Below are 23,488 nucleotides of genomic sequence, written 5' to 3'. Positions count from 1 at the left end.
TTTACGTTTTAAATGTGCGTCCTTTCCATTGGTAGGTTGAAACCATGGACACCAATGCAACATAAACGCTAAAAAGCGGATAAACTATAAATCCGAATACGTAAAACTTCATCACTTCTCTTTGATTAAAAAACTGAGCGGTTTTATTAATTAAGTACAAATCGATACTGAATTTAATCATCAGTAAATAAATTAAAGTTTGAGAAGTCATTGTTCCCATAAGTGTAAAGGAATAAGCTAATACAATAAACAGGTTGGTGAGTAGTACAATGCTTCCGGTGAGTTTGCCAAACCAATTATTATACCGACTTGTTTTTGCTGCCCAGCGAATACGTTGCGAGATTAAACTGTTCCAGGTAGGTTGTGCATTTGTGTTAATAACGGCGGTTTCACTTTTTAAATAAGCAACGCTTCCCGCATTATGTTTTACTACTTTTTCCAATAAAAAAATGTCATCGCCACTGGCAGTTTGGTTGTTGCCTTCAAAACCTTTCAAGGCGTTAAATAGTTTTTTTTTGTAAGCAAAGTTCGCGCCGTTGCACAAAAACGGTTTGTTTATACCAAATCCGCCAATAGTTGCCCCTTGTAAACTCAAAATATCTAAAATTTGGAAGGTGTTTAAAAAGTTGTTTTGAGAAATATATTTTACGGGTGCCACAATACATTCCACTTTGTTTTCCTGAATAAAGGCATCAAAAGTATTTAGCCATAATTGTGGTAAAATGCAGTCGGCATCGGTGGTAATAATCCATTCGTAATTAGCTTTAGTAATGGCGGTAGAAATGGCATCCTTTTTAGGAGATGGACTCACCCTGTTATTATTTAGAAGTGTTACAGGAAGAGACGATGATGTTATAAAATTATTGATAATGTTAACGGAATCGTCTTCAGAGTCATCATTAACTAAAAGTACTTCGAATAAGTTGGAAGGATAATGTAATTGCTTGATAGAATCCAATAATTGAGGTAGATTTTCAGCTTCATTTCTAAAGGGGATAATTATTGAAAATGTTGTCTTGGCAGCGGTGTTTCGATTTTTAAAAGTCGGTACTTTATGGAACCCATAGGCGAAGCTTCCTATTAAAGCGACATAACTTAAAATAATAAAAAATGAAATTATGGTCATTTCGATATTTGGGGTTTAGGCCATTTAAAAGTAAGTACAAAGTAACTTCCAACAAGGCTTGGTAAAGCAAAGTTAAATATCCACATGATGGTTGTGATTTGAATTATAGTAATGGCTTCAATATTTAGAAATGAAAATAAATAAACTCCAATACTTCCTTTAATAACAAAATCGAAAATAGCTATGGAAGGTATTACGGATGCTAATAAATACATGGTTGTAATAATTATCATAGCATTCAAGTAAACAATGTCAACCCCAAAAATGTTCAATAAATAGTAAAACTGAAATGAAAAGAAGAGGTAGCGAATAATTGAAAAATTCAACCCAAGGATAACTGGTTTTTTTGGATAGGTTTTTACGAGGTGTAACAGTTTACTCAACCAACCAGTGCTTTGTTTTAATCGAATTTTAGACAGTGCAAAGTAAGCTAATACAATAAAACCAATACAAAGTACAGCTCCTAAAATAGGTTTGGTATAGTTAAGGTGTGTTGAGTAAATCGAGATGAAACACAGTAACCCAATGCTTCCAAAAATAATGCTAACACTAAGTTGTAACAGGTTGTGCAAGATGTTAATAGATACAATATGTTTTATCTGAGTTTTGTTGTAGAATAGTGCTTTTGCTCCATATTCACCAATTCGATTGGGAGTGAACAATGAAACCGTTAAGCTGCCCAAACTTTGTTCGGTGGCTTCAAAAAAGCTAATTTGTTTTAATGGTTTTACAAGGGTTTGCCATTTTAAAATTTCAAAACACCAGTTACCAGTTGATAATAAAATTAGGAACACGAGGTGGACTATAGAAAATGCATCATTTTTTGATGCTAATTCTAAAAAATCAGAAAATGGTAATGTGTTATTATTACTCAGCTTGAAGTAGATAAAATAAAATACAGCAATTACCAGGCTTATTTTAATAAGCACAAAAAAGATTTGTTTAGTTTTGTGTGGTAACACGTACATATGTTGCAAATTAAATCAATAATCGCGTATGATTTCATTTTTAAGCCGTAATAAGCGCTTATCTTCTTTATTTATTTTTCTTTTTTGTGTGATTTCTGGCTTTACGCAAAACGATACGAGCACCATAAAAGCGCAGATAGCTTTGGGAGTTAATAGTCCGTCGAGCGATGGTTTTGTGTCTGGTTTCGAAGGGCAGTCGTTAAACTTTCCAACCGTAAATCTAGGAGTGCAATACATGTTTAACCCCAATTTAGGTACTAAGCTTGATTATGGGTTTAGCCGAATGATTAACGATAGTAATGCGCAGGAATTTAAATTGAATTATTCACGTATAAATCTGCAAGGCGTTTATAATCTGTCTAATATTATTTTTATCTCCAACAGAACCGGAATTTTTGTGCATGCCGGGCCGGGTTTTTCGATGGTGAAGCCATTACATAATTATGGAGAAAATAAAACTTCATACCTAAATGCGATGGCCGGTTTGGAGTTTCATTACGGACTTTCAGATACCATGTCGTTGTATTTTGATGCGTCTTATATTCATGGGTTTGCAAAGGAGTTTAATCCAGTAGCAGATGGTTACGGATCTTTTAACGGAAATGTGTTAACATTTACTGTGGGACTTTCGTTATCTTTAAGTGGGTGTTATTACTGTAATTAATATGGCGAAGGAAAGAATTATTTTAGGAATCGACCCGGGAACAACGGTTATGGGTTTTGGGTTGATAAAAGTTGTTGGGAAAACCATGTCTTTTTTGCAGTTGAATGAGCTAGATTTAAAAAAATACGACGACCATTATTTAAAACTGAAACTTATTTTTGAACGTACGGTTGAATTAATAGACACCCATCACCCCGATGAAATAGCAATTGAAGCGCCTTTCTTTGGGAAAAACGTTCAAAGTATGCTTAAGTTAGGGCGTGCGCAAGGCGTAGCTATGGCAGCTGGTTTAAGTCGTGAAGTACCCATAACGGAATATTCCCCAAAAAAAATTAAAATGGCGATTACAGGGAGTGGTAATGCCAGTAAAGATCAGGTTGCTAAAATGCTGCAAAGTTTATTAGGATTAAAAACCTTACCTAAAAATTTAGATGCCACCGATGGATTAGCTGCTGCGGTCTGTCATTTTTACAACGATGGCCGTGTTGAGGTTGGTAAGAGTTATTCGGGCTGGGCTAGTTTTGTTAAACAGAATGAAAGTCGCGTAAAAAAATAACGTTTTAAGAGCTTTACAGGTTCAGGTGAAGTTTATAATTATAAAATTCAAAAGTCATCGCTGGAATATACATTCACATACCATTTTGTAAGCAAGCTTGTCACTATTGCGATTTTCACTTTTCAACCTCTCTAAAGAAGAAGCCGGACTTAATTTCTTGCTTGATCAAAGAGTTAGAGATGAGGAAAGGCGAATTCCAAAATCAGGTGGTCCAAACCATTTATTTTGGTGGCGGAACACCCTCTTTATTAAATGAATCTGAATTGGATTCCATTATTCAGGCAGTATATTCAAATTATAAGGTAATTAGTAACCCGGAAATTACCTTAGAAGCTAATCCCGATGATTTAACCATTAAAGGAACTGATGTGCATGCCGTTTTTAAAGCTTACAGGAGCATAGGTGTTAACAGGTTATCGATTGGTATTCAGTCGTTTTTTGAGCGTGATTTAAAGTTGATGAACCGAGCCCATAATGCTGAAGAAGCCAATGGGTGTTTAGAAGTTGCTACACAGTATTTCGATAATATTTCACTTGATTTAATTTATGGTATTCCAGGATTGAGTCATGAAGACTGGATGGAGAATATTGAAATGGCTTTGTCATTCAATATCCCTCATATTTCCAGTTATGCATTAACGATTGAGCCTAAGACGGCTCTTGATGCCTTTATAACAAAAGGAAAAGTTAAGGCTCCAGATGATGCCATAGCTCAGGAGCAATTTCATATGTTGATAGAAAAACTGGAGCATGCAGGTTTTGTACATTATGAGTTATCTAATTTTGGAAAGCCAGAGTTTTTTAGTAAAAATAACACTGCTTATTGGCAAGGGAAGCCCTATATAGGTGTTGGGCCATCGGCGCATTCGTTTGATGGTACAAGCAGAGGCTGGAATGTAAGAAACAATTCAAAATATATTCAAGCAATTGAAAATGGAGAATTACCTATGGAAGTCGAAATCTTGTCTAAAACCGATCAGTATAATGAATATGTGATGACGGGTTTACGCACCATCTGGGGGGTGTCTTTAGAAAAAGTGGCGCAAAATTTTGGTGAAAATTACAGAACTTATATTTTAAAGCAGTCTGAAAAACATAGAAATCAACAATTATTGTATATTGAAGATGATAAACTTATCGTGACTAAAAAAGGAAAGTTTTTAAGTGACGGTATTGCTTCAGATTTATTTAAAATAGACTAATATATGCTTGCAACCATTCAATACAATTCAAGAAAGCTTCAAATCGATTTAACCAAACCTCTAGATATTTCTATCGCTATTCAGTCAGGAGAAGCGAATGTTAATGCCTGGTATATAGGAAACCCTGAAATTGAGCCGGTGGTTATTGAAGAGGAAGATTGGGTTGGAAGTGTGGTAAAAGGATCGGCTGTAAATTTTAATACGATTGTATTTAATCCGCATGCCCACGGGACGCATACCGAATGTGTAGGGCATATTACTGAAACGGTGCATTCTATCAATAAAAATTTAAAACAGTTTTTCTTTCTAGCTGAAGTGATTAGTGTGGCTCCGGAAAAGTTAGGTGACGATTTTGTAATTTCTAAAAAACAAATTCAGTTTGCCTTAGGAAATAAAAAACGAGATGCTGTTATTATTCGTACCATGCCAAATTTAAAAGATAAACTTACCAAACGCTATTCAAAAACCAATCCCACGTATTTATTGGAGGAAGCGGCTGTGTATCTTCGAGAAAAAGGTATTAAACATTTACTTATCGATTTACCAAGTGTTGATAAGGAGCGCGATGAAGGAAAGTTATTAGCACATAATGCGTTTTGGAACACTAAAGGTAAGTTGCGTTTAGATGCCACAATTACCGAATTTATTTATGTGCCAAACAAGGTGAAAGATGGCGAGTATATGTTAAATTTACAAATAGCATCTTTTGAAAACGATGCGACACCGAGCAAACCAGTTTTATATAAAATTATAGAGTAATGGATATTCTTTTCGGTTTAATATTAGGAGGGCTGATAACTATGGCGGTAGTCACCTATTTAAAAATTCAGACGCAGAAGAAACGTGTGAATTCGCAGTCGGTTATCCTTCTCGATAAGATTAAAAAAGTGTATAAATTCATTACTGTTGAAGGTGATTTTGCCGAGATTTACCATTACGAAGATGTAAAGGAGCGTTTTTTAAAACTTATTTCAAGTACTAAAAAAGCCTTGGTTGTTGTTAATGCCAAAGCACATGTAGGATTCGATTTTTCAAAAGTTTTGTTAGAGGCCGATACTAAAACCAAAACGATTATTATTCACAGGTTTCCACAGCCAGAAGTGTTAACTATAGAAACCAATTTAAACTATTACGATAAAAAGGATGGTGTGTTCAACAAGTTTGCAGCCTCCGATTTAACCGAACTGCATAATGATGCCAAGAAACATATTTTAGATAAAATTCCAGAAAGTGGCTTGTTTAACGCAGCACAACAGGAAGCTTTAGAGGCGATATCACTCATTGAGAATATCGTGCAAACCATAGGTTGGAGATTAGATTACGATGCTTTAAAAATAGAACAGCCGGTTAAAGCAAAAGCTTTAGAATGAATATTGAACAAATACGAGATTACTGTTTAAAAAAGAAAGGAACAACCGAGGAGTTTCCTTTTAATCCTGATACTTTAGTCTTTAAGGTTTTAGGGAAAATGTATGCGCTAATCGCTCTCGATAATTGGGAAATAGGAGAGAAAGCCATTAATTTAAAATGTGATCCCGAATATGCATTAGAGCTTCGTGGAGAATATGATAATATAGGTCCAGGATTTCATATGAGTAAAACGCACTGGAATACCGTCAAACTTCATGATGGAGAAATTTCAGCTTCCCTTTTAGTCTCTCTTATTGATCATTCTTATGAGATGGTAGTAAAAGGAATGCCCAAAAAACTAAAAGATCAATTAAATTAAATAATTGATTGTTAGTAAATTAAATTTTGTAAATTAGTGATGTTATTTCACTACCCTCTTGGAAATAATAATAGCAAAAAAACAAATTTTACTTCCCCAAATTTTTATTACCCCCAGGTTTTCAATTGCCCCAATTAAAGATTTAGTATTTAATGTTCAAAACTAATATACTAACCTTAATTATTACAATTATGAAAACAACTAATCAACTATTTGCAGCAATGCTAACTTTGCTATTATTATTCAGTATGTCTTCAGCTTTTGCACAAGACGACTCACGTCCCATGTATATTACAGTAACCAAGGCCCATTGGAATATGGACTATGAGGATTTCGATATGGACACATGGAAGTCAGTAGAAAAAGAATATCTGGAGAAAGTTATTAAGAAAAATGATTTAAGAGTAGGAGCATCGGTGTATTTACACCAAATGACTCCGGATAACACAGAGATTCTTTTCGTTAATGTCTATAACACATGGGAAGATATTCTAAAGGCTAATGAAAAGGATGCGGAATTAGCTGAAGCGGCCTGGCCTGATAAAGATGCTAGAGAGGCTTTTTTTGAAAAACAGCGGGCTTATTACTCACCAATTCACTCCGATGAGATTTATTATACAATGCCCATGGCGAAACACATTCCAGAGAATAATAAAAAAGATTTAATCCTTTATGTGAGAACGTCTCATTGGGCGTTTCCAAAGGATTATGATGGCGATGAAATCAAATCCTTAATGGAGGAAAACTTCGATGTGTTCATTAAAGATAATTCACTAATAAAAGGCTATTATCCACATAGACATGCCTGGGGAAGTGATTCGTCTCAAGTTATAGAAGCTTATTTTTTAGATTCATTAGGAGATCTTGATAAAATGTTCGATGGGTTTACTGAAATGGCTAAGAAAAAATGGCCAAACGAGGCAGATCGGAAAGCTCGTGGCGAAAAATTTGGTAAATATTTTACACCAGTACATGGTGATGCCGTATACAAGTTAGTAGCAGAGTTATCAAAATAGGTAGCTTAATTAGTGGGAAAGAGGCGTCTAATTTAGATGCCTTTTTCTTTTTATAGCTTGTGGAAGCTTTAATTTAGGCGTATTATTGCAGTCTTAAAATACAAATCATGAGTATACTACAAACATTAAAAGATAGAAGCAGCAACACATGTGAATTATGTAAATCAGACAAAGAATTAAGTCAATATACATTGCCGCCATCGTTAAACGAAAGTGTTGACAATAGTGTGCTTGTTTGTAGTAACTGCTTAAGTCAGATTGAGGGCGAAACCGAAATGGATGCCAATCACTGGCGTTGTTTAAATGACAGTATGTGGAGTGAGTTTGTAGCGGTGCAAATCTTATCTTGGAGAATGTTACAGCGTTTACGAAACGAAGGGTGGCCTAAAGACTTATTAGACATGATGTATTTAGACGACGATGCTTTGGCTTTAGCGCGAGCAACAGGAGAAGATAAAGATGAAAGCGAAAAAATAATTCACCGTGATGTTAACGGTGTTATTTTAGAAAACGGAGATTCTGTTGTTTTAGTTAAAGATTTAAAAGTGAAAGGATCGAGCATGGTCGCGAAACAAGGAACGGCCGTTAGAAACATTCGTTTAGATCGCGACAATGCCGAATATATAGAAGGTAAGGTTGACGGACAGCAAATTGTAATAATTACAAAATACGTTAAGAAAACCTAATTGTATTTTTAAGCGGAGGTATCAGCGATAATTTTCCATTCGCCGTTTATCTTCTTGAATACTAACATAAAAAAACCGGTGGCATTACCAACTTCACGTTTTAAGTGAAACTCTCCTAATACGTAATATGCGCCATCCGTAATTTTAGATATATCGTTTATTTTAAAGCTTAACTTTCCCGTGTGGTCTTTACTTGGGTAGGCTTTTTTGTAACGTTTTAAAGTGTTCTCCCATCCGTAAGTAACACCATTACTTCCATAGAATTTAAGAGAGTCACTTTTCCAGTAGCCTTCCATAAATTCTTCAATATTGTTTTTAGACCAAGCCAGGCGTTGTGCTTTTAAAACGGCTTGAATGTCTTTTTTGTCGTCTTCCTCATTACTTTGAGAAAATCCATGACATGCACAAATAAGGCAAAGGAATAGAATAATTTTTTTCATAATATAATAGTTGTGCTTCTTTGGGAGTTGAGGTAAAAATAAACAAACTCACTTAAAATTAGCGCCTAACTACAATATATTCTTTTGCTGGTTAAAAAAAGCATCAGCTTGTAATTGCAGTAGTTCGCGTGCTTTTTTACGCTTGTAGTTATACAGTTCGTCTTCGGTTTCAATGTCTTTATATACACGGTCGTTGATCGCAAACTCAGTTTTTAAGAGTGCTTCTCGTTGATTTTTATTTTGAAGCACATTTGTTTTAATGGCCGTTTCTTCATTTTCTAATTTAAAATCATAAGCACCTTTGGGAGATAACAACTTAGCGAAAATCGGTGAGGTTTCAATGGCTAAAAACAACAGGAAAATAAAAAATGACGGCAACCAAGGTAATTGACCTAAAGCATCTACACGAGCCATTAATCCATCGAAATTTGAAATAATAGGTTGCGATGTCGTTACCTGATTGTCATAATCGCTTTTTAAAGTGGCTATTTCAGTTTCAATCGCTTTAATTTTTTCAGTATTAACTATTTTAAGTTGTTGCAATTCAGTTAAGGCAGCGTCATGTTTATCTCGTTTTTCTTTATATACGGGGCCTTTACCTAATAGTTTTGTGCCAACTGTGCCTTCAGCTTCAGAAATATAGGTTTCGTAAAGGGCGTTTACTTCGGTTTCTTTGGTTGTAATTTCATTTTGCAGATCAGTAATAGACTGTTCGAGTTCTTTTATTTGTGGAGTATATTGTTCGGCAATTTGGCTTTTGTTGGCTAGTGTAAATTCGTTTTTTTGTTCTAACAGTACACGGTCTATTTCCTTTTCAAATATTTTTAGTTCCAGAGGTTTTGAAATCACTACAGCAATGATAACCGCCAAAATAATTCGAGGTGTAGCCTGAATCACTTCATCTGCAAAATTTCCGGTCTTTTTAATAGTGGACACAATATAACGATCCAGATTAAAAATGAGTAACCCCCAAATCAATCCGAAAAACACAGCCGTGTAATAATTGTCGAAAACAGTATATAAGGCATAGCTCGCCGCGATAAATGCCATCAGTGCTGTAAAAAATACTGTGGCGCCTATGCCAGCATATTTGTTTTGTTCGCCTTTAGAGCAGGAGTTTAAAATATCGGTGTCGGCACCCGAGCAGATAATAAAAAATTGCTTTAACATAATGATTGATGATTTTGATTGATAATCTATAAAACGTTAAAAGCAAGATTTTGTTACATTTTTGAATAAAAAAAGACTTGTAAGATGTTGTTTATTATGAGTCTAAGTGTTTTTGTTTTACTCGATAATCGAGATTTAAATGAACAAAAGTCTGTGGCGTAATCAGAGGGGTACCTTTTTAAAAGGTTTACCTATTTCTCGATCTTACACTTTCAATAATAACAGTTGCTAGGATAAGTGATCCACCAATAAAGGTGTTCAGGGTTGGCACTTCGTTTAAAAAGAAGAAGGCAAGAATGATTCCAAAAATGGGTTGAATACTATTAATAATACTTGCGGTACTAACTGTAAAATGTTTCAAACTGTTTACCAACATAGAATGGCCTACAGCGGTCGTAATTAAACCAAGGAAAAGAATATAAGGGAATTGCTCTTTTAGTCCGTTGCTATCTAAAAATAATAGGAAAGGTGATAATATTAAAGCGACAACTAAACTCTGGTAAAACATAACGCTGGAGCCGTTATATTTTGCTGTTAATTTTTTAGATAGAATATTGCGTAAGGCGTAAAATACAGCCGAGAGTAATCCGAAAAGAACACCTTTAACCTGAGAACTTTCTAAATTAAACTCGGGAGCTAAAATGTAAAGGCCTAATAATACTAAAATACCCAATAGAATATAAAACGGATCGAATTTTGTTTTAATAAACAAAGGTTCTAAAAATGCAGTTAAAATAGGGAAGGTAAATAGTGATAACATGCCTAAGGCTACGTTTGATAATTTTAAGGCAAAAAAATAGGTTATCCAGTGGCCGCCCATTAAAAGCGCACTGATGATAACTGTGGTAATATCTGTTTTCGAACTTAGTTTAAGATTGAATTTTTTATAGTTGCAAAACGCAAACAATGTAATACCAGAAAGAATACAACGCCACCAAATAATTACCGGAATGGGTAAATCAATATACTTTCCTAAAGCCCCTGATGTACTAATAAAAAAGGTGGCTAAAGTAAGTTGAATAAGGTGGTTGGAATGTTGGTTTTTCATTGGCGATGTCGTGTTCGTGTTAGCGATTGAAGCCAACTACCGCGTAGTGCGTAAAGCGCGACCGGTTTTTGCTCCTGTAAGCAAAAACCGGTAACACCCTAAAAATTATTTAGATAATTCTGTGAAATATTTATAGAATAATGGAATGGTTTCAATGCCTTTTAGGTAATTGAATACTCCGAAATGCTCGTTAGGGGAGTGAATAGCATCACTGTCTAAACCAAAGCCCATTAAAATAATTTTGCTGTCTAATTCTTTTTCGAAAAGCGCTACAATAGGAATACTTCCACCACCACGTTGTGGAATCGGTGCTTTACCAAACGTATCGGTGTAAGCTTTCGCTGCTGCCTGATAGCCAACATTGTCGGTTGGAGTAACGTAAGCTTGACCGCCGTGATGCGGTTTTACGTTAACCTTTACAGCTTTAGGTGCGATGCTTTCGAAATGAGTTTTAAATAGTTGTGTGATTTCTTCCCATTCTTGTCCGGGAACTAATCGCATAGAAATTTTAGCATAAGCTTTGCTGGCAATTACTGTTTTGGCACCTTCACCAATGTAACCACCCCAAATTCCGTTAACATCTAAAGTTGGACGAATGGAGTTACGCTCGTTGGTCGTGTATCCAGCTTCGCCGTAAACGTCGTCAATATCTAACGCTTTTTTGTAGTTCTCTAAACTGAATGGTGCTTTTGCCATTTCGGCACGCTCGTCTTGAGACAACTCTTCAACTTTATCGTAAAACCCAGGAATGGTAATATGGTTGTTTTCGTCGTGTAAAGAAGCAATCATTTTTGTAAGCACATTAACAGGGTTGGCTACAGCGCCTCCGTATAAACCAGAGTGTAAATCGCGGTTAGGTCCGGTAACTTCAACTTCTACGTAGCTTAATCCGCGTAATCCTGTTGTGATAGATGGCGTATCTTTAGCGATCATTCCAGTATCTGAAATCAAAATAACGTCGTTGCTTAGTTTTTCACGGTTTTCTTTTACGAAGGTTGATAAGTTTACACTGCCAACTTCTTCTTCGCCTTCAATCATAAATTTTACATTACACGGCAATTGATCTGTAGAAGTCATAAACTCCAGCGCTTTAACGTGCATGTACATTTGTCCTTTGTCGTCACAGGCACCACGTGCAAAAATAGCACCTTCCGGGTGGATGTCGGTCGTTTTAATTACGGGTTCAAACGGAGCAGAGTCCCATAGTTCTAATGGGTCGGCTGGTTGTACATCGTAATGTCCATAAACTAAAACGGTAGGTAGGGTTTTGTCAATTATTTTTTCACCATATACAATAGGGTAGCCTGCCGTTGGGCAGATTTCTACGGTATCGCAACCTGCTTTTTCAAGGCTTTCTTTTACAGCTTCAGCAGTTTTTAAAACGTCACTTTTGTAAGCAGAATCAGCACTTATAGAAGGGATTTTTAAAAGTTCGACTAGTTCAGATATAAATCGGTCTTTATTTTTTTCTATGTAAGACGTGGTGTTTTTCATGTAGTTATGCAAATTTTGCAACAAAAGTATAAAAAAAAGAATGTTTTTTTGGGGATAGGTGTTTGCAATTTCAAAATCTTGTTTATATTTGCAACCTCTTAGCGGGCGTGGTGGAATTGGTAGACACGCTAGACTTAGGATCTAGTGCAGCAATGTGTGGGAGTTCGAGTCTCCCCGCCCGCACAAGCCACAGTATCAGTGGGATAACCGACTTTTAAGTCGGTTTTTTTTTGCCCCAAATTTTCGAAACGGTATAACAGTCGGCATAAAAAACGGTATTAAAGTCATTTGTGATAATTGTTAAAATGCTTAAAATCAGTAATTTATGTTTTTTATTTCTAGGAAATTTTACCAGTAACTAGATTTTTTGTCTAGCGTCACAAGTTTTTTAATGTAAAACTCTGTATTTCAGCGACTTAACAATTGATTTTTGTCTAGCGTCTTTAGTTTTTATAAGATATTTTTGTTAAAAAGTTTGTTAGTTAAGTTCTTAACTTTGGTTTAATATATCAGTAAGTATAACTAACTTTACGTCAGAAAATTTGTCATGAATAATTGTTGGTACGATAATTGTTGTAAATGATTACAAATATAGATTGAGTTCATTGAAATAATATATTGGATTTGACTATAGGTTCACTCATAAATCTATCGTCAGGATTGCCCTAGAACACCTCAAGAGAATATGTGTCCAAACCTTTTACGGATTAGGACTTTATTTAACCTTAAGTGCTTCTGTGTGCTTCTCGTTTGATGCTATTGTGTATGACAGCACAATACCTTTGGAAACAATAGTATCAAGCTCTTTTAAGAGCAGAGTGTACAGGCGGTCGGAAGCTTGTTTTGAAAAAAGTGCAAAAAAGTTGCATATGTCAGAAAAAACCTTAAATTTGAATGAAATGAGAATATATTGTAAATTCAATTTGGGCGGGAAAGCTCAATCCAAAAAACTGTAATCCAAAGCGCCGATGAGAATTCGCTTAAGTTTAGGCTTAAGTTTGCGTTTGACTATAGGTTCACTCATAAATCTATCGTCAGGATTGCCCTAGAACACCTCAAGAGAATATGTGTCCAAACCTTTTACGGATTAGGACTTTATTTAACCTTAAGTGCTTCTGTGTCTAAATTGTAGGGGCTGTCATACGGGCATTTTGTCATCCATAAGGTCTTTGCAACACAAGAATTAATGAAAAAAACACTACTAAAAAAAATTTCTTCAGAGAAGAAATTAAGGTCTGCTTGGAAAAAGCTTGACAAAACAAACAGATTATCTCATGGTATAGATAATATATCAATTGAGGAATTTGAAAAAAATTTAGATGATAAATTGTCTTCTATATCATCACAATTAAGAAGTGGAACTTATAAATTTAAGGAAAATAGGGCTGTTGTTATTCCAAAATCTAACGGAAAATTCCGTCCGTTACAAGTTCCTATTATTTCAGATAGGGTAGTTTTGAAAGCTATAGCCTTAGAGTTGGAAAATCAATTAGAGGATGTTGTACAGGGGAGTAGTGGTTATAGTTTTGCATATCAAAAAAAAATAGGGGTAAAGCAAGCTATAGAGAAGATTAATTTCCATATTGGTAATGGAAATAGAGTAGTTCTTGAAGCTGACTTGATAAACTTTTTTGGACAAGTAAAAAGAATAAAACTTCTAGAGGATCATGTCTTCCCAAAATTAAAGGATGACTCTTTGAACGAACTTATTTTGTCAGCTTTAAGTCAAAAAATAGGTGGATTAGAGTTTATCAACGAGGCACATCATAGTTTATTCGAAATTAAAGATGGAATACCTCAAGGTAACCCATTATCTCCTTTGTTATCTAATATATATTTAGCACCCTTTGATTCTTTTATGATAAAGAAGCAATATAATTTAGTAAGGTATGCTGATGATTTTATTGTTTTGGGAGAAACAGTAGAAGAATGTAAAAATGCTTATGAAAATTGTATTGAAATATTAGATGAGTTGGAACTCAAAGTTCATCCACTGGGGGCTAGTGATAAGACCAAAATAGTTGAAATTACTAGAAATGCATTTGACTTTCTTTCAATAACTTTTGATAAAGGAGCTATTTATCCTTCGAAGGCGAATGTTGATAGATTTAAAAGTAAGATTCGGGACATATGTAATGGAAAGAAGAAATATAATGTTCTAACATTGCTAAGAAAAATTTCAGATGTTTATGATGGTTGGGTGTCAGCATTTTATTATACAGAACTGGAAAGATATTCTGATGAGTTGGATTATTATATAAATAGACAAATTTTTTTAGTGTTACGAAAGTTTAATTGGAAGCTTAGTGCTAAATCTATTGGTCTGCTACCGAAACAATTTAAACAAAATGGTGAGAGTGGTGATTGTTTATCTGAAGAGCAAAGGATTAATTCAGGTGTGCCATTATGTTTAGAATTGGCTTATGAAAAGCGGAAGAAGAAAAATAAAAAAGAATCTTCTAATTAAATATATTAATTGGAAAATATGTTATGTGACTTATGCTAAGTTGTTTGAATTTTATTATTTAAATTGCATAAAACTTGTAAAAATAGTCTTTTTGTTGTATTTTTATGTATAATTTATAATGCGTAATCATCTGTAAATCAGGTGTTTATAATTGTTTTATTACGGTATAAAATCCGGTATAAATCATCGATTTCAGACAATTTTTCAAAATATAAATAATTGATAATCAAGTATTTAAGAATTTAAAAAAGGCTAGATTAAACTTAGGATCTAGTGCCGCGAGGTGTGAGAGTTCGAGTCTCTCCGCCCGCACTAAGAAACGGAAAGCTTCTCAATTTTTGAGAAGCTTTTTTTATTTTGGGTTGCTCCTTAATAAGAGACATACGATAAATAATTTATCATTTCTTCACAGTTTATCTTCCGTGTTTAAGATTTTGGTTTCCATAACGAACATAAATAATAGCAAAGGTTTTAGTAGAAAGTGTAAGACAAATTGTAAAATTTAGGGTTGCAAGATTTTAATTTATTAAATTTATGTACATCTTAATTTAAAATAATTAGAACATGGGAAAAGATAGTAGAACCATTTTAGGATTTTTAGTCGGTACTGCCGTTGGCGCTGTTGCAGGGGTTTTATTTGCTCCGGATAAAGGAACAGTAACACGAAAAAAAATTGCTGATGAGGCTCAAGGTATTAAAGACAGAATGTCTGAGAATATAGAGCACACCAGTGAGAGCATTTCGAAATCCGTGAAAAACAAAAGAGCTTCTTTAGAAGAGGAGTTGGAACATCTCATGTCTAACGCGAGTTACCAGGCAGATGATGTGATAACCTTGTTAGAAAAGAAATTAGCAGATTTAAAGGCAAAGAATAAAAAGTACCAGAAATAGTATGGGGATTCTAAATTTATTAAATGAGAAGACTCAGGAAACTTTTCAGCATGGCGATGATTACTTAAAATCTTCGGAAAAATATATTAAACTCAAAATTTTTGAGCAGCTATCGCTAACTATAAGTTTGTTAGTAAAGTTTTTTATAATTATCGGATTAGGTTTTTTGGGTGTTTTTTTCGTTTCGGTTGCAGGGGCGATTGCATTAGGAGAAAAATTAAATAGTGTGCCATTGGCTTGTCTTTTAATTGGCGCAGGGCTTTTAGTTTTAATGGCGCTGGCTTTTATGTTTCGACGAAGCATTGATAATGTGGTGATAACTAAAATGTCAAATAATTTTTTTAATTCCGATGAGGATGAAAACTAAATATAATAATATAGAACAGATAAGATACGATTTGAAAGTACACTCCTTAGAACGTCAAATAGCTTTTGAAAAAATGAAGCAATCAGGATATGAGTTAAAAGAAGTGGTTGCTGGACCAGCGAATTTTGTGTCTTCGGTTGTATCTCATAGATATGTGAAAATAATCGCCTTAGTTAGACTTTTTCGAAAGGTGTTTTAGATTTATTTAAAGGTTGAGTTAGGGTTATTAAAAGAGAGAATTAAAGTGCGTTATTGTTAAAATATTTTATATTTGTGTTCGAACACAAATATAAAATATTTAAGACTTATAATCAATGCGTTACCTACTTAGTTTACTTTTTATAACGATTTTGAGTTGTTCTGAAACGAACAAAACATTTACTGCTTCAGAAATAAAATTATTACCTAAACCTTTAGAAGTTGTTTTGGGAGAGTCTTCATTCTCTGTTAAAGAAGGAAAGAGTATATCTTTTGAAAACGAAGATCAAAAACAAACAGCTACTTATCTAGTTAGTCTGTTAAAAACTAAAACAGGAAAAGAGTTGGTTGTTGAGACATCTGGAAGTGCAGATATCGAATTTAAAACGGACGAAACTTTAGCCGATGAGGCGTATATATTATTGGTAAGTGCTGATAAAATCACGATAAATTCTAATAGTAGAGCAGGAGCATTTTATGCGGTTCAAACTTTAAATCAGTTATTGTCTGAGGAAAGTAATCCAGACCAAAAGAGTGTTACATGGTTAGTGCCATCAATTGAAATTAAGGACGAACCGCGTTTTAAATGGCGCGCTTACATGTTGGATGAGGCACGTTATTTTCATGGGGAGGATTTTGTAAAACAAATGCTTGACCAAATGGCGGCTTTAAAAATGAATGTCTTTCATTGGCATTTAGTTGATGATGCAGGTTGGAGAATTGAGATAAAAAAATATCCATTATTAACTGAGGTTGGGGCGTTTAGAAAAGATAGTGAAATTGGCACATGGAAAAGTGGAAAAACTTCAGGAGAACCGCATGGTGGCTTTTACACACAAGACCAGATTAAAGATATTGTGGCTTATGCCACCGAGAGAAACATAAAAATTGTGCCAGAGTTTGAAATGCCTGGGCATTCGAGTGCTGCTATTGCGGCTTATACCTGGCTTGGCACCGCAGATGTTGATATAGATGTGCCTGTTAAGTTTGGGCGCCATTATGATAACTATGATGTAACCAAACCGGAAACCATCAAGTTTGTGAAAGATGTGCTTTTAGAGTTGTTTGATTTGTTTCCTTCTAATGTAATTCATATTGGAGGTGATGAAGTACCTTATGAAGTTTGGGAAAAATCTGCTCGAGTGCAAAAGTATATGAAAGAGCACAATGTAAATACACCTGCCGATTTACAAATTGATTTTGTAAATAAGATTTCGATTTTTGTGCAGGAGCATGGAAGAAGAATGATGGGATGGAATGAGATTATGGGTAAAAAGCTTCATTTTGATTTTGAAGAGAAAAAGAATGATGAGGATGCAGAAACCGAATTGGCAAAAAATGTAATTGTACATTTTTGGAAAGGAGATATTAAGCTATTAGAGGAAGCCGCAAGTAAAGGCTACGATATTGTGAATTCTTGGCATAAGTTCACCTATTTAGATTACAAGCACAAAGGCATCCCATTAGAAAAAGCGTATAATTTTAATCCAATACCTAAAGATTTGGATGAAAAATATCATAAAAATATTCAAGGTTTAGGCTGTCAGATGTGGAGCGAATGGACACCAACCAATAAGGATATAGAGCGTCAAACCTTTCCTAGAATAGCTGCCTATGCAGAAGTTGGTTGGACAACAATGGAAAATAAAGATTTTGAGAGCTTTAAAGTAGCTTTGACTGAAGTTAAAAAAGGTTGGGATGCTTTAGGGATTAATAGTTATAAAATCGAATAAAAACCAAACTTGTAAAAGAAATTTAAAGGCTTTTAATACCTTTGAGGGTTGTCAGTCTAAAACAAATAATAGGTTTTAGTGACAACCTTTTTTTATGTAAATGCATAAAGTGAAAATTTGAGATATAAATTATCGTTTTAAGTGGTTTCTTTTATAAGAATTTTGATTTTAAGAGGGTTGTATTATGAAGCGCTCAGAAAACAAGATGCATCACCGTTGAAAATACTACAATTTATGTTCGAAGATTAACAAATCACTTAATTATTTATATATTTACGGACTAATCTTTGAAAATAATGCTTTTTTTTAGTGATAATGTTAATTTAGGTAGTGTATAAGCGCTAAATTAATTATTTTTGCGTAATCGATTACTTTAGCGTATTTCGCTTAAACGATTAACTAAACTAAACGCTTTGTTTTTTAAAGGTTTAAATCTTTAGGATTATTGAGAGATTACTTGAAAAACGAATTATAATAAGACAATGAATTTATTTAATTTAAAAGGAAAAAGAGCACTAGTTACAGGAGGAACTCATGGTTTAGGAATGGCTATGGCCGATGGACTAGCAAGCGCAGGAGCGGAACTTGTTATTACAGGTACAACGCCATCTAAAATGGAAGATGCTCTTAAACACTACAGAGATCAGGGTTTTAAAGCTTCAGGATACTTATTTGATGTTACTAACGAAGAAGATGCTAAAAAGTATGTAGATATTATATCTAAAGAGGTTGGTGATATCCATATTTTAGTTAACAACGCCGGAATCATTAAAAGAGAATTGGCGATAACCATGCCGGTTGAAGATTTCAGACGTGTTGTTGATGTCGATTTAGTAGGGCCATTCATTATGTCTCAGTTGGTTGCTAAACAAATGATCGAGCGTAACGAAGGAAAAATCATTAACATCTGCTCAATGATGAGTGAGCTTGGTAGAAACAGCGTTTCTGCATACGCAGCTGCAAAGGGCGGATTAAAAATGTTAACACAAAACTTAGCAACCGAATGGGCTAAGCATAATATTCAAGTCAACGGAATTGGACCAGGTTATTTTGCAACCAGTCAAACCGCACCAATCCGTGTTGACGGTCATCCATTTAACGAATTTATTATTAACAGAACTCCCGCAGCACGTTGGGGAGATCCAGAAGATTTAGCTGGGGCAGCCATCTTTTTAGCTTCAAAAGCGAGTGATTTTGTCAACGGACAAGTGGTTTATGTTGATGGAGGTATTCTTGCGACTATCGGTAAGCCATCAAATGAAGACTAAATATAAGACGAACTTTTTTAAAACATTGAAATGAGCAAAACATTCATTCACGACAATTTCTTATTAGAAAATAAATATGCTGAGGAATTATATCATACCTATTCAAAACATCAGCCTATTATAGATTATCACAATCACCTTCCACCACAACAAATTTCAGAAGATAAAACCTTTAGCAACATTACAAATGTTTGGATAAATGGAGATCACTATAAGTGGCGTGCTATGCGTACTTTAGGTGTAAACGAGAAATTTATTACCGGAGATGGTTCTGATAAAGACAAGTTTTTAAACTGGGCTAAAACGGTGCCTTACACGATGCGTAATCCATTGTACCACTGGACGCATTTAGAGCTGACAAGATATTTTGGAATCACCGATTTATTAAGTGAAAAAACGGCTGAAAAAATCTGGGATCAAACACAGGAGCAGTTAACATCTGGAGATTATAGCTGTCGTCAACTTTTGAATAAAGTAAACGCAGAAGTGGTTTGTACGACAGAAGATCCTACAGATACTTTAGAGCATCATCAGGCCATAGCTAAATCTGATTTTAATGTAAAAGTAAGTACATCATTCCGCCCGGATAAGGCTATTTTAATAAATGCTGATGGGTATAATGATTATGTAAATGCTTTAGGGAAATCGGCAGAAGTAGAAATCAATTCTTATGATGATTTACTTGGCGCATTAAGAAAGCGTATCGAATATTTTAACGCAAATGGATGTTCTTTATGTGATCACGGTTTAGATCAAATCTACTTTGAAGCTTATACCGAAAGTGAAGTAAAAGCCATTTTCGCTAAAAAGCGTGAGGGTAAAGAAGTCTCTAACGAAGAAGCTTTAAAATTCCAAAGTGCTGTTTTACTATACTTATGTGAAACCTACCATGAGTTTGGTTGGGTACAACAATTTCACTTAGGGGCTTTAAGAAATAACAACGCTCGTATGCACCGTATATTAGGTCCTGATACAGGTTGGGATTCTATTGGCGATTATCCACAGGCACAAAAATTATCAGCATTTTTAAATGCTTTAGATAGTAAAGATAAATTAACAAAAACAATCATATATAACTTAAACCCTGCCGATAATGAGGTTATGGCTACCATGATTGGTAACTTTAACGACGGTAGTGTAAAAGGTAAAGTGCAGTTTGGTTCCGGATGGTGGTTCTTAGACCAAAAAGACGGAATGACTAAGCAGTTAAACGCTTTATCTAACATGGGATTAGTAAGTTGTTTTGTTGGGATGTTAACAGACTCCAGAAGCTTCTTATCTTTCCCAAGACACGAATATTTCAGACGTATTCTATGTAATCTTTTAGGTGATGAAATACAACGTGGCGAATTACCAAACGATATGGAATGGATTGGTAAAATGGTTGCAGATATTAGTTATTTCAACGCCAAAGAATATTTTAAATTTTAAGAATAACGCTTTTCAAGCTAAATAATAAATTGCATACAAGTAAATTTAAACTAGATAAACTAAGTTATTATGAATGTAAATACAAATGTGAAAGCAACAAGATATAGATGGACCATCTGTGGTCTTCTATTCATGGCAACAACTATTAATTATTTAGACAGGCAAGTACTTTCTTTAACATGGAAGGATTTTATTGCTCCTGAATTTAATTGGACTAACAATGATTACGGAAATATTACAGCATTGTTCTCTATTTTTTATGCTATTTCCTTAATATTCGCAGGTCGTTTTGTTGATATTTTGGATACCAAAAAAGGGTTTCTGTGGGCCATTGGAGTTTGGTCTGTTGGTGCCTGTTTACATGCTTTTGCTGGTATTGCAACTTCTGGTTATTTAACCGGACATTGGTTTGTAGGTTTTGAAGAAGCAAAAGAAATTATTTCTACCATTAACGATACGGGTATGGTAATTTCGGTAAGTGTTACCTTGTTTATTTTTGCCCGATTTGTTTTAGCATTAGGTGAAGCAGGAAACTTCCCGGCAGCTATTAAAACAACGGCCGAATATTTCCCGAAGAAAGACCGTGCGTTCTCAACAAGTATTTTTAATGCAGGTGCTACAGTTGGTGCATTAGCTGCACCGATTTCCATTCCTTTCATTGCTGAAGCTTATGGCTGGGAAATGGCATTTATTGTTATTGGTGCATTAGGTTTTGTTTGGATGGGCTTCTGGGTATTTATGTACGATAAACCAGAGAAAAGCAAACACGTAAATGCAGCCGAGTTAGAATATATTCAGCAAGATGAAATTGAAGACAGAAAACTTGAAGGTTATGTACCTGAATCTACTAAAAAAACGTCTTTAGCAGATTGTTTTAAATACAAACAAACCTGGGCCTTTGCCTTTGGTAAATTTATGACCGATGGTGTTTGGTGGTTTTTCTTATTCTGGACACCGGCCTATTTAAGTTCGGTTTATGGCATGGATTCTACCGAAGCAGCCTTCCCGTTATTTATTTTATACGCAATAACGCTGCTTTCAATTATTGGAGGGTGGTTACCAACGTATTTCGTAGAGAAAAAAGGAATGAATCCATATGCAGGTAGAATGAGAGCGATGTTAATTTTTGCATTTTTTCCATTATTAGCATTAGTGGCACAACCTTTAGGACATTTTACATATTGGATTCCTGTTATAATCATTGGTATTGCCGGGGCTGCACATCAAGCATGGTCGGCAAATATTTTTACTACGGTGGGAGATATGTTCCCTAAAAAAGCCATTGCAACCGTTACTGGTATTGGTGGTTTAGCTGGAGGTATCGGTTCAACACTTATTAATAAAGGCTCTGGTCTTTTATTCGATTTCAGTGCAGAGTCAAACATGAAGTTTATGGGATTTGAAGGTATAGAAGCAGGCTATTTTATCATTTTCTCAATATGTGCTGTTTGTTACTTAATAGGTTGGAGTGTAATGAAAACATTAGTTCCAAAATACAGTCCTATTACAGATATGTAATAAATAATTTCAATTACTAATTATTACTTTAATTATGTCAACAATAAAAAAATTAAATAGAGCAAACGTTGGATTAGAAGAAAAACGTCCAATTAAGATAGTGCAGTTTGGTGAAGGAAACTTTTTAAGAGCCTTCATAGGATATGCTATCCAAGAATTAAATAAAAAAGCAGATTTTAATGCCGGAATTGCTGTAGTACAACCTATTGATAGAGGTTTGGTAAATATGCTAAACGATCAAGATGGGTTATATACACTTTTCATGAAAGGGATTAAGAAAGGTGAAGAAATTCAGGAAGTTGAATTAATCGATAATATTGTAAAAGGAGTAGATCCTTATGCTAATTTCGTTGAATATTTAAGCTTAGCAAAAGAAGAAAGCTTGGAATTTATCATTTCTAACACAACAGAAGCGGGTATTGCTTATGTAGAAAGTGACACTGCAGAAATGCAGCCGCCAAGTTCTTTCCCGGCAAAATTAACTGTGCTTCTTCATGAAAGATTTAAACATTTTAACGGCGATGCAAGTAAAGGATTAACCATCATTCCTTGTGAGTTAATCAATCATAACTCTGAAACCTTAAAGGAAATCATTTTAAGATACATTAAGGATTGGAATTTAGGAGAGGATTTCAAAAACTGGATTTTAGAGCATAATGCCTTCCACAGTACATTAGTAGATAGAATTGTACCTGGGTATCCTAAAGATGAAATCGAGGCTTATAACGCGCAGTTAGATTATGCAGATAACCTAATTGTTGCGGCAGAGGTATTTTTATTATGGGTTATTGAAGGTGGTGATGACTTAAAAGCGAAATTACCTTTCGATAAAACAAATCTTGATGTTAAAATTGTTGATGATATGCAACCGTACCGTACACGTAAAGTACGTATCTTAAACGGGGCGCATACAGCAATGGTACCATTCTCTTACCTTTACGGAAACAGAACAGTAAAACAATCTGTAGATAATGAATTTACAGGTGAGTTTATCAATAAAGCTGTATTCAACGAAATTATAGATACTTTAGAAATGGATCGCGATGAGTTAAATAGCTTCGCTGAAGAGATTTTCGATCGTTTTAGAAATCCATTTATTATTCATAACTTATCTAGCATTGCTTTAAATTCAATTTCTAAATTTAAAGTACGTGTGTTACCAAGTTTATTGGGGTATATAGAAGTACATGGTAAAGTTCCAGCTAACTTAACATATGCATTTGCTGCCTTAATCCGTTTTTATAAAGGAACTTGGAATGGCGAAGAATTACCAGTTCAGGATAGTGAAGATATCGTAGCTAAATTTGCAGACATTTGGTCGTCTAACGATTATTCAGAAATTACAAAACAGGCGTTATCAATAGTAGAGTACTGGGATACAGATTTAACAAAAGTTGATAATTTAGTTAATGCCGTGGCGATCGCTTTAGAAGAAATTGATACCAATGGTATTGAAGCAGGTTACGCGAATTACAGTGCGAAGCTTTAATTAGAAAGTCAACGATAATACATTTTT

At 34.6% G+C, this 23,488-nt stretch carries 23 protein-coding genes and 1 tRNA gene; 18 read left to right on the top strand and 6 right to left on the bottom strand.

Going from position 1 to position 23,488, the window contains the following annotated elements; translation table 11 throughout:
• Position 1: 1 nt before the first annotated feature.
• Both RBH94_RS03985 and RBH94_RS03980 read right to left on the bottom strand, forming a co-directional pair.
• Positions 2-1,126, bottom strand: coding sequence for a glycosyltransferase (locus RBH94_RS03985; RefSeq protein WP_307882480.1), 1,125 nt, complete (start codon positions 1,124-1,126; stop codon positions 2-4).
• Positions 1,123-2,055 carry a lysylphosphatidylglycerol synthase domain-containing protein gene (locus RBH94_RS03980; protein ID WP_307882479.1) on the bottom strand — a complete coding sequence of 311 codons (933 nt, stop codon included), beginning with the start codon at positions 2,053-2,055 and terminating at the stop codon, positions 1,123-1,125. Before RBH94_RS03980 ends, RBH94_RS03985 begins: the two co-directional genes overlap by 4 nt.
• 67 nt (positions 2,056-2,122) lie before the next feature.
• Between RBH94_RS03980 and RBH94_RS03975 the strand changes: the two genes are divergently transcribed.
• From RBH94_RS03975 to RBH94_RS03940, 8 genes are all read left to right on the top strand, one after another.
• A complete protein-coding gene (locus tag RBH94_RS03975; RefSeq protein ID WP_307882478.1) occupies positions 2,123-2,758 on the top strand; it encodes an outer membrane beta-barrel protein in 636 nt (211 codons plus the stop codon).
• Position 2,759: 1 nt separating this feature from the next.
• A complete protein-coding gene (gene ruvC / locus RBH94_RS03970) occupies positions 2,760-3,314 on the top strand; it encodes a crossover junction endodeoxyribonuclease RuvC (RefSeq protein WP_307882477.1) in 555 nt (184 codons plus the stop codon).
• 56 nt (positions 3,315-3,370) lie between these two features.
• Complete coding sequence (gene hemW / locus RBH94_RS03965) at positions 3,371-4,516, top strand: radical SAM family heme chaperone HemW (protein WP_307883134.1); 1,146 nt, start codon at positions 3,371-3,373, stop codon at positions 4,514-4,516.
• 3 nt (positions 4,517-4,519) lie between these two features.
• A complete protein-coding gene (locus RBH94_RS03960; RefSeq protein WP_307882476.1) occupies positions 4,520-5,275 on the top strand; it encodes a cyclase family protein in 756 nt (251 codons plus the stop codon).
• Complete coding sequence (locus RBH94_RS03955) at positions 5,275-5,886, top strand: DUF4230 domain-containing protein (RefSeq protein ID WP_307882475.1); 612 nt, start codon at positions 5,275-5,277, stop codon at positions 5,884-5,886. Before RBH94_RS03960 ends, RBH94_RS03955 begins: the two co-directional genes overlap by 1 nt.
• Complete coding sequence (locus RBH94_RS03950; protein ID WP_307882474.1) at positions 5,883-6,245, top strand: MmcQ/YjbR family DNA-binding protein; 363 nt, start codon at positions 5,883-5,885, stop codon at positions 6,243-6,245. The genes RBH94_RS03955 and RBH94_RS03950 overlap by 4 nt, the downstream gene beginning before the upstream one ends.
• A gap of 191 nt (positions 6,246-6,436) precedes the next feature.
• On the top strand, positions 6,437-7,261 hold the full coding sequence (locus RBH94_RS03945; protein ID WP_307882473.1) for a hypothetical protein: 825 nt from the start codon (positions 6,437-6,439) through the stop codon (positions 7,259-7,261).
• Between the two features lie 107 nt (positions 7,262-7,368).
• The gene (locus RBH94_RS03940) at positions 7,369-7,947 is read left to right on the top strand and encodes an alkylphosphonate utilization protein (RefSeq protein ID WP_307882472.1); all 579 of its coding nucleotides are present in this window, start codon (positions 7,369-7,371) and stop codon (positions 7,945-7,947) included.
• 8 nt (positions 7,948-7,955) lie between these two features.
• Here RBH94_RS03940 and RBH94_RS03935 read toward each other — a convergent pair whose 3' ends face one another.
• The 4 genes from RBH94_RS03935 to RBH94_RS03920 all read right to left on the bottom strand — a co-directional run bounded on the left by RBH94_RS03935 (position 7,956) and on the right by RBH94_RS03920 (position 12,099).
• Positions 7,956-8,387, bottom strand: a complete 432-nt coding sequence (locus tag RBH94_RS03935; RefSeq protein WP_307882471.1) for a nuclear transport factor 2 family protein — start codon at positions 8,385-8,387, stop codon at positions 7,956-7,958.
• Positions 8,388-8,456: 69 nt separating this feature from the next.
• Entirely contained in the window at positions 8,457-9,557 is a 1,101-nt protein-coding gene (locus RBH94_RS03930) for a DUF4407 domain-containing protein (protein WP_307882470.1), read from the bottom strand.
• 187 nt (positions 9,558-9,744) lie between these two features.
• Positions 9,745-10,605 (bottom strand): DMT family transporter, encoded by an 861-nt coding sequence (locus RBH94_RS03925; protein WP_307882469.1) that lies wholly within the window; start codon positions 10,603-10,605, stop codon positions 9,745-9,747.
• A 105-nt stretch (positions 10,606-10,710) separates the two neighbouring features.
• The gene (locus RBH94_RS03920) at positions 10,711-12,099 is read right to left on the bottom strand and encodes a dipeptidase (protein ID WP_307882468.1); all 1,389 of its coding nucleotides are present in this window, start codon (positions 12,097-12,099) and stop codon (positions 10,711-10,713) included.
• Between the two features lie 101 nt (positions 12,100-12,200).
• Between RBH94_RS03920 and RBH94_RS03915 the strand changes: the two genes are divergently transcribed.
• The 10 genes from RBH94_RS03915 (at position 12,201) to RBH94_RS03870 (ending at position 23,461) form a co-directional block, all read left to right on the top strand.
• Positions 12,201-12,282 (top strand) — tRNA-Leu (locus tag RBH94_RS03915).
• Between the two features lie 1,003 nt (positions 12,283-13,285).
• Positions 13,286-14,566 carry a reverse transcriptase domain-containing protein gene (locus RBH94_RS03910; RefSeq protein ID WP_307882467.1) on the top strand — a complete coding sequence of 427 codons (1,281 nt, stop codon included), beginning with the start codon at positions 13,286-13,288 and terminating at the stop codon, positions 14,564-14,566.
• Positions 14,567-15,130: 564 nt separating this feature from the next.
• On the top strand, positions 15,131-15,457 hold the full coding sequence (locus tag RBH94_RS03905; RefSeq protein WP_307882466.1) for a YtxH domain-containing protein: 327 nt from the start codon (positions 15,131-15,133) through the stop codon (positions 15,455-15,457).
• Between the two features lies 1 nt (position 15,458).
• Positions 15,459-15,824, top strand: coding sequence for a hypothetical protein (locus tag RBH94_RS03900; RefSeq protein ID WP_307882465.1), 366 nt, complete (start codon positions 15,459-15,461; stop codon positions 15,822-15,824).
• A gap of 31 nt (positions 15,825-15,855) precedes the next feature.
• Complete coding sequence (locus tag RBH94_RS03895; RefSeq protein WP_307882464.1) at positions 15,856-16,023, top strand: hypothetical protein; 168 nt, start codon at positions 15,856-15,858, stop codon at positions 16,021-16,023.
• A 115-nt stretch (positions 16,024-16,138) separates the two neighbouring features.
• The gene (locus tag RBH94_RS03890) at positions 16,139-17,755 is read left to right on the top strand and encodes a beta-N-acetylhexosaminidase (RefSeq protein ID WP_307882463.1); all 1,617 of its coding nucleotides are present in this window, start codon (positions 16,139-16,141) and stop codon (positions 17,753-17,755) included.
• Between the two features lie 482 nt (positions 17,756-18,237).
• The gene (locus RBH94_RS03885; protein ID WP_307882462.1) at positions 18,238-19,023 is read left to right on the top strand and encodes a gluconate 5-dehydrogenase; all 786 of its coding nucleotides are present in this window, start codon (positions 18,238-18,240) and stop codon (positions 19,021-19,023) included.
• A gap of 30 nt (positions 19,024-19,053) precedes the next feature.
• Positions 19,054-20,454, top strand: a complete 1,401-nt coding sequence (gene uxaC / locus RBH94_RS03880; RefSeq protein WP_307882461.1) for a glucuronate isomerase — start codon at positions 19,054-19,056, stop codon at positions 20,452-20,454.
• A gap of 69 nt (positions 20,455-20,523) precedes the next feature.
• Positions 20,524-21,972 (top strand): MFS transporter, encoded by a 1,449-nt coding sequence (locus tag RBH94_RS03875; protein WP_307882460.1) that lies wholly within the window; start codon positions 20,524-20,526, stop codon positions 21,970-21,972.
• A gap of 43 nt (positions 21,973-22,015) precedes the next feature.
• On the top strand, positions 22,016-23,461 hold the full coding sequence (locus tag RBH94_RS03870; protein ID WP_307883133.1) for a tagaturonate reductase: 1,446 nt from the start codon (positions 22,016-22,018) through the stop codon (positions 23,459-23,461).
• Positions 23,462-23,488 lie beyond the last annotated feature (27 nt).

The organism is Aestuariibaculum sp. YM273 (assembly GCF_030908365.1).
GTDB lineage: Bacteria > Bacteroidota > Bacteroidia > Flavobacteriales > Flavobacteriaceae > Aestuariibaculum > Aestuariibaculum marinum.
This window is presented reverse-complemented; position numbering and strand designations above follow the sequence as displayed.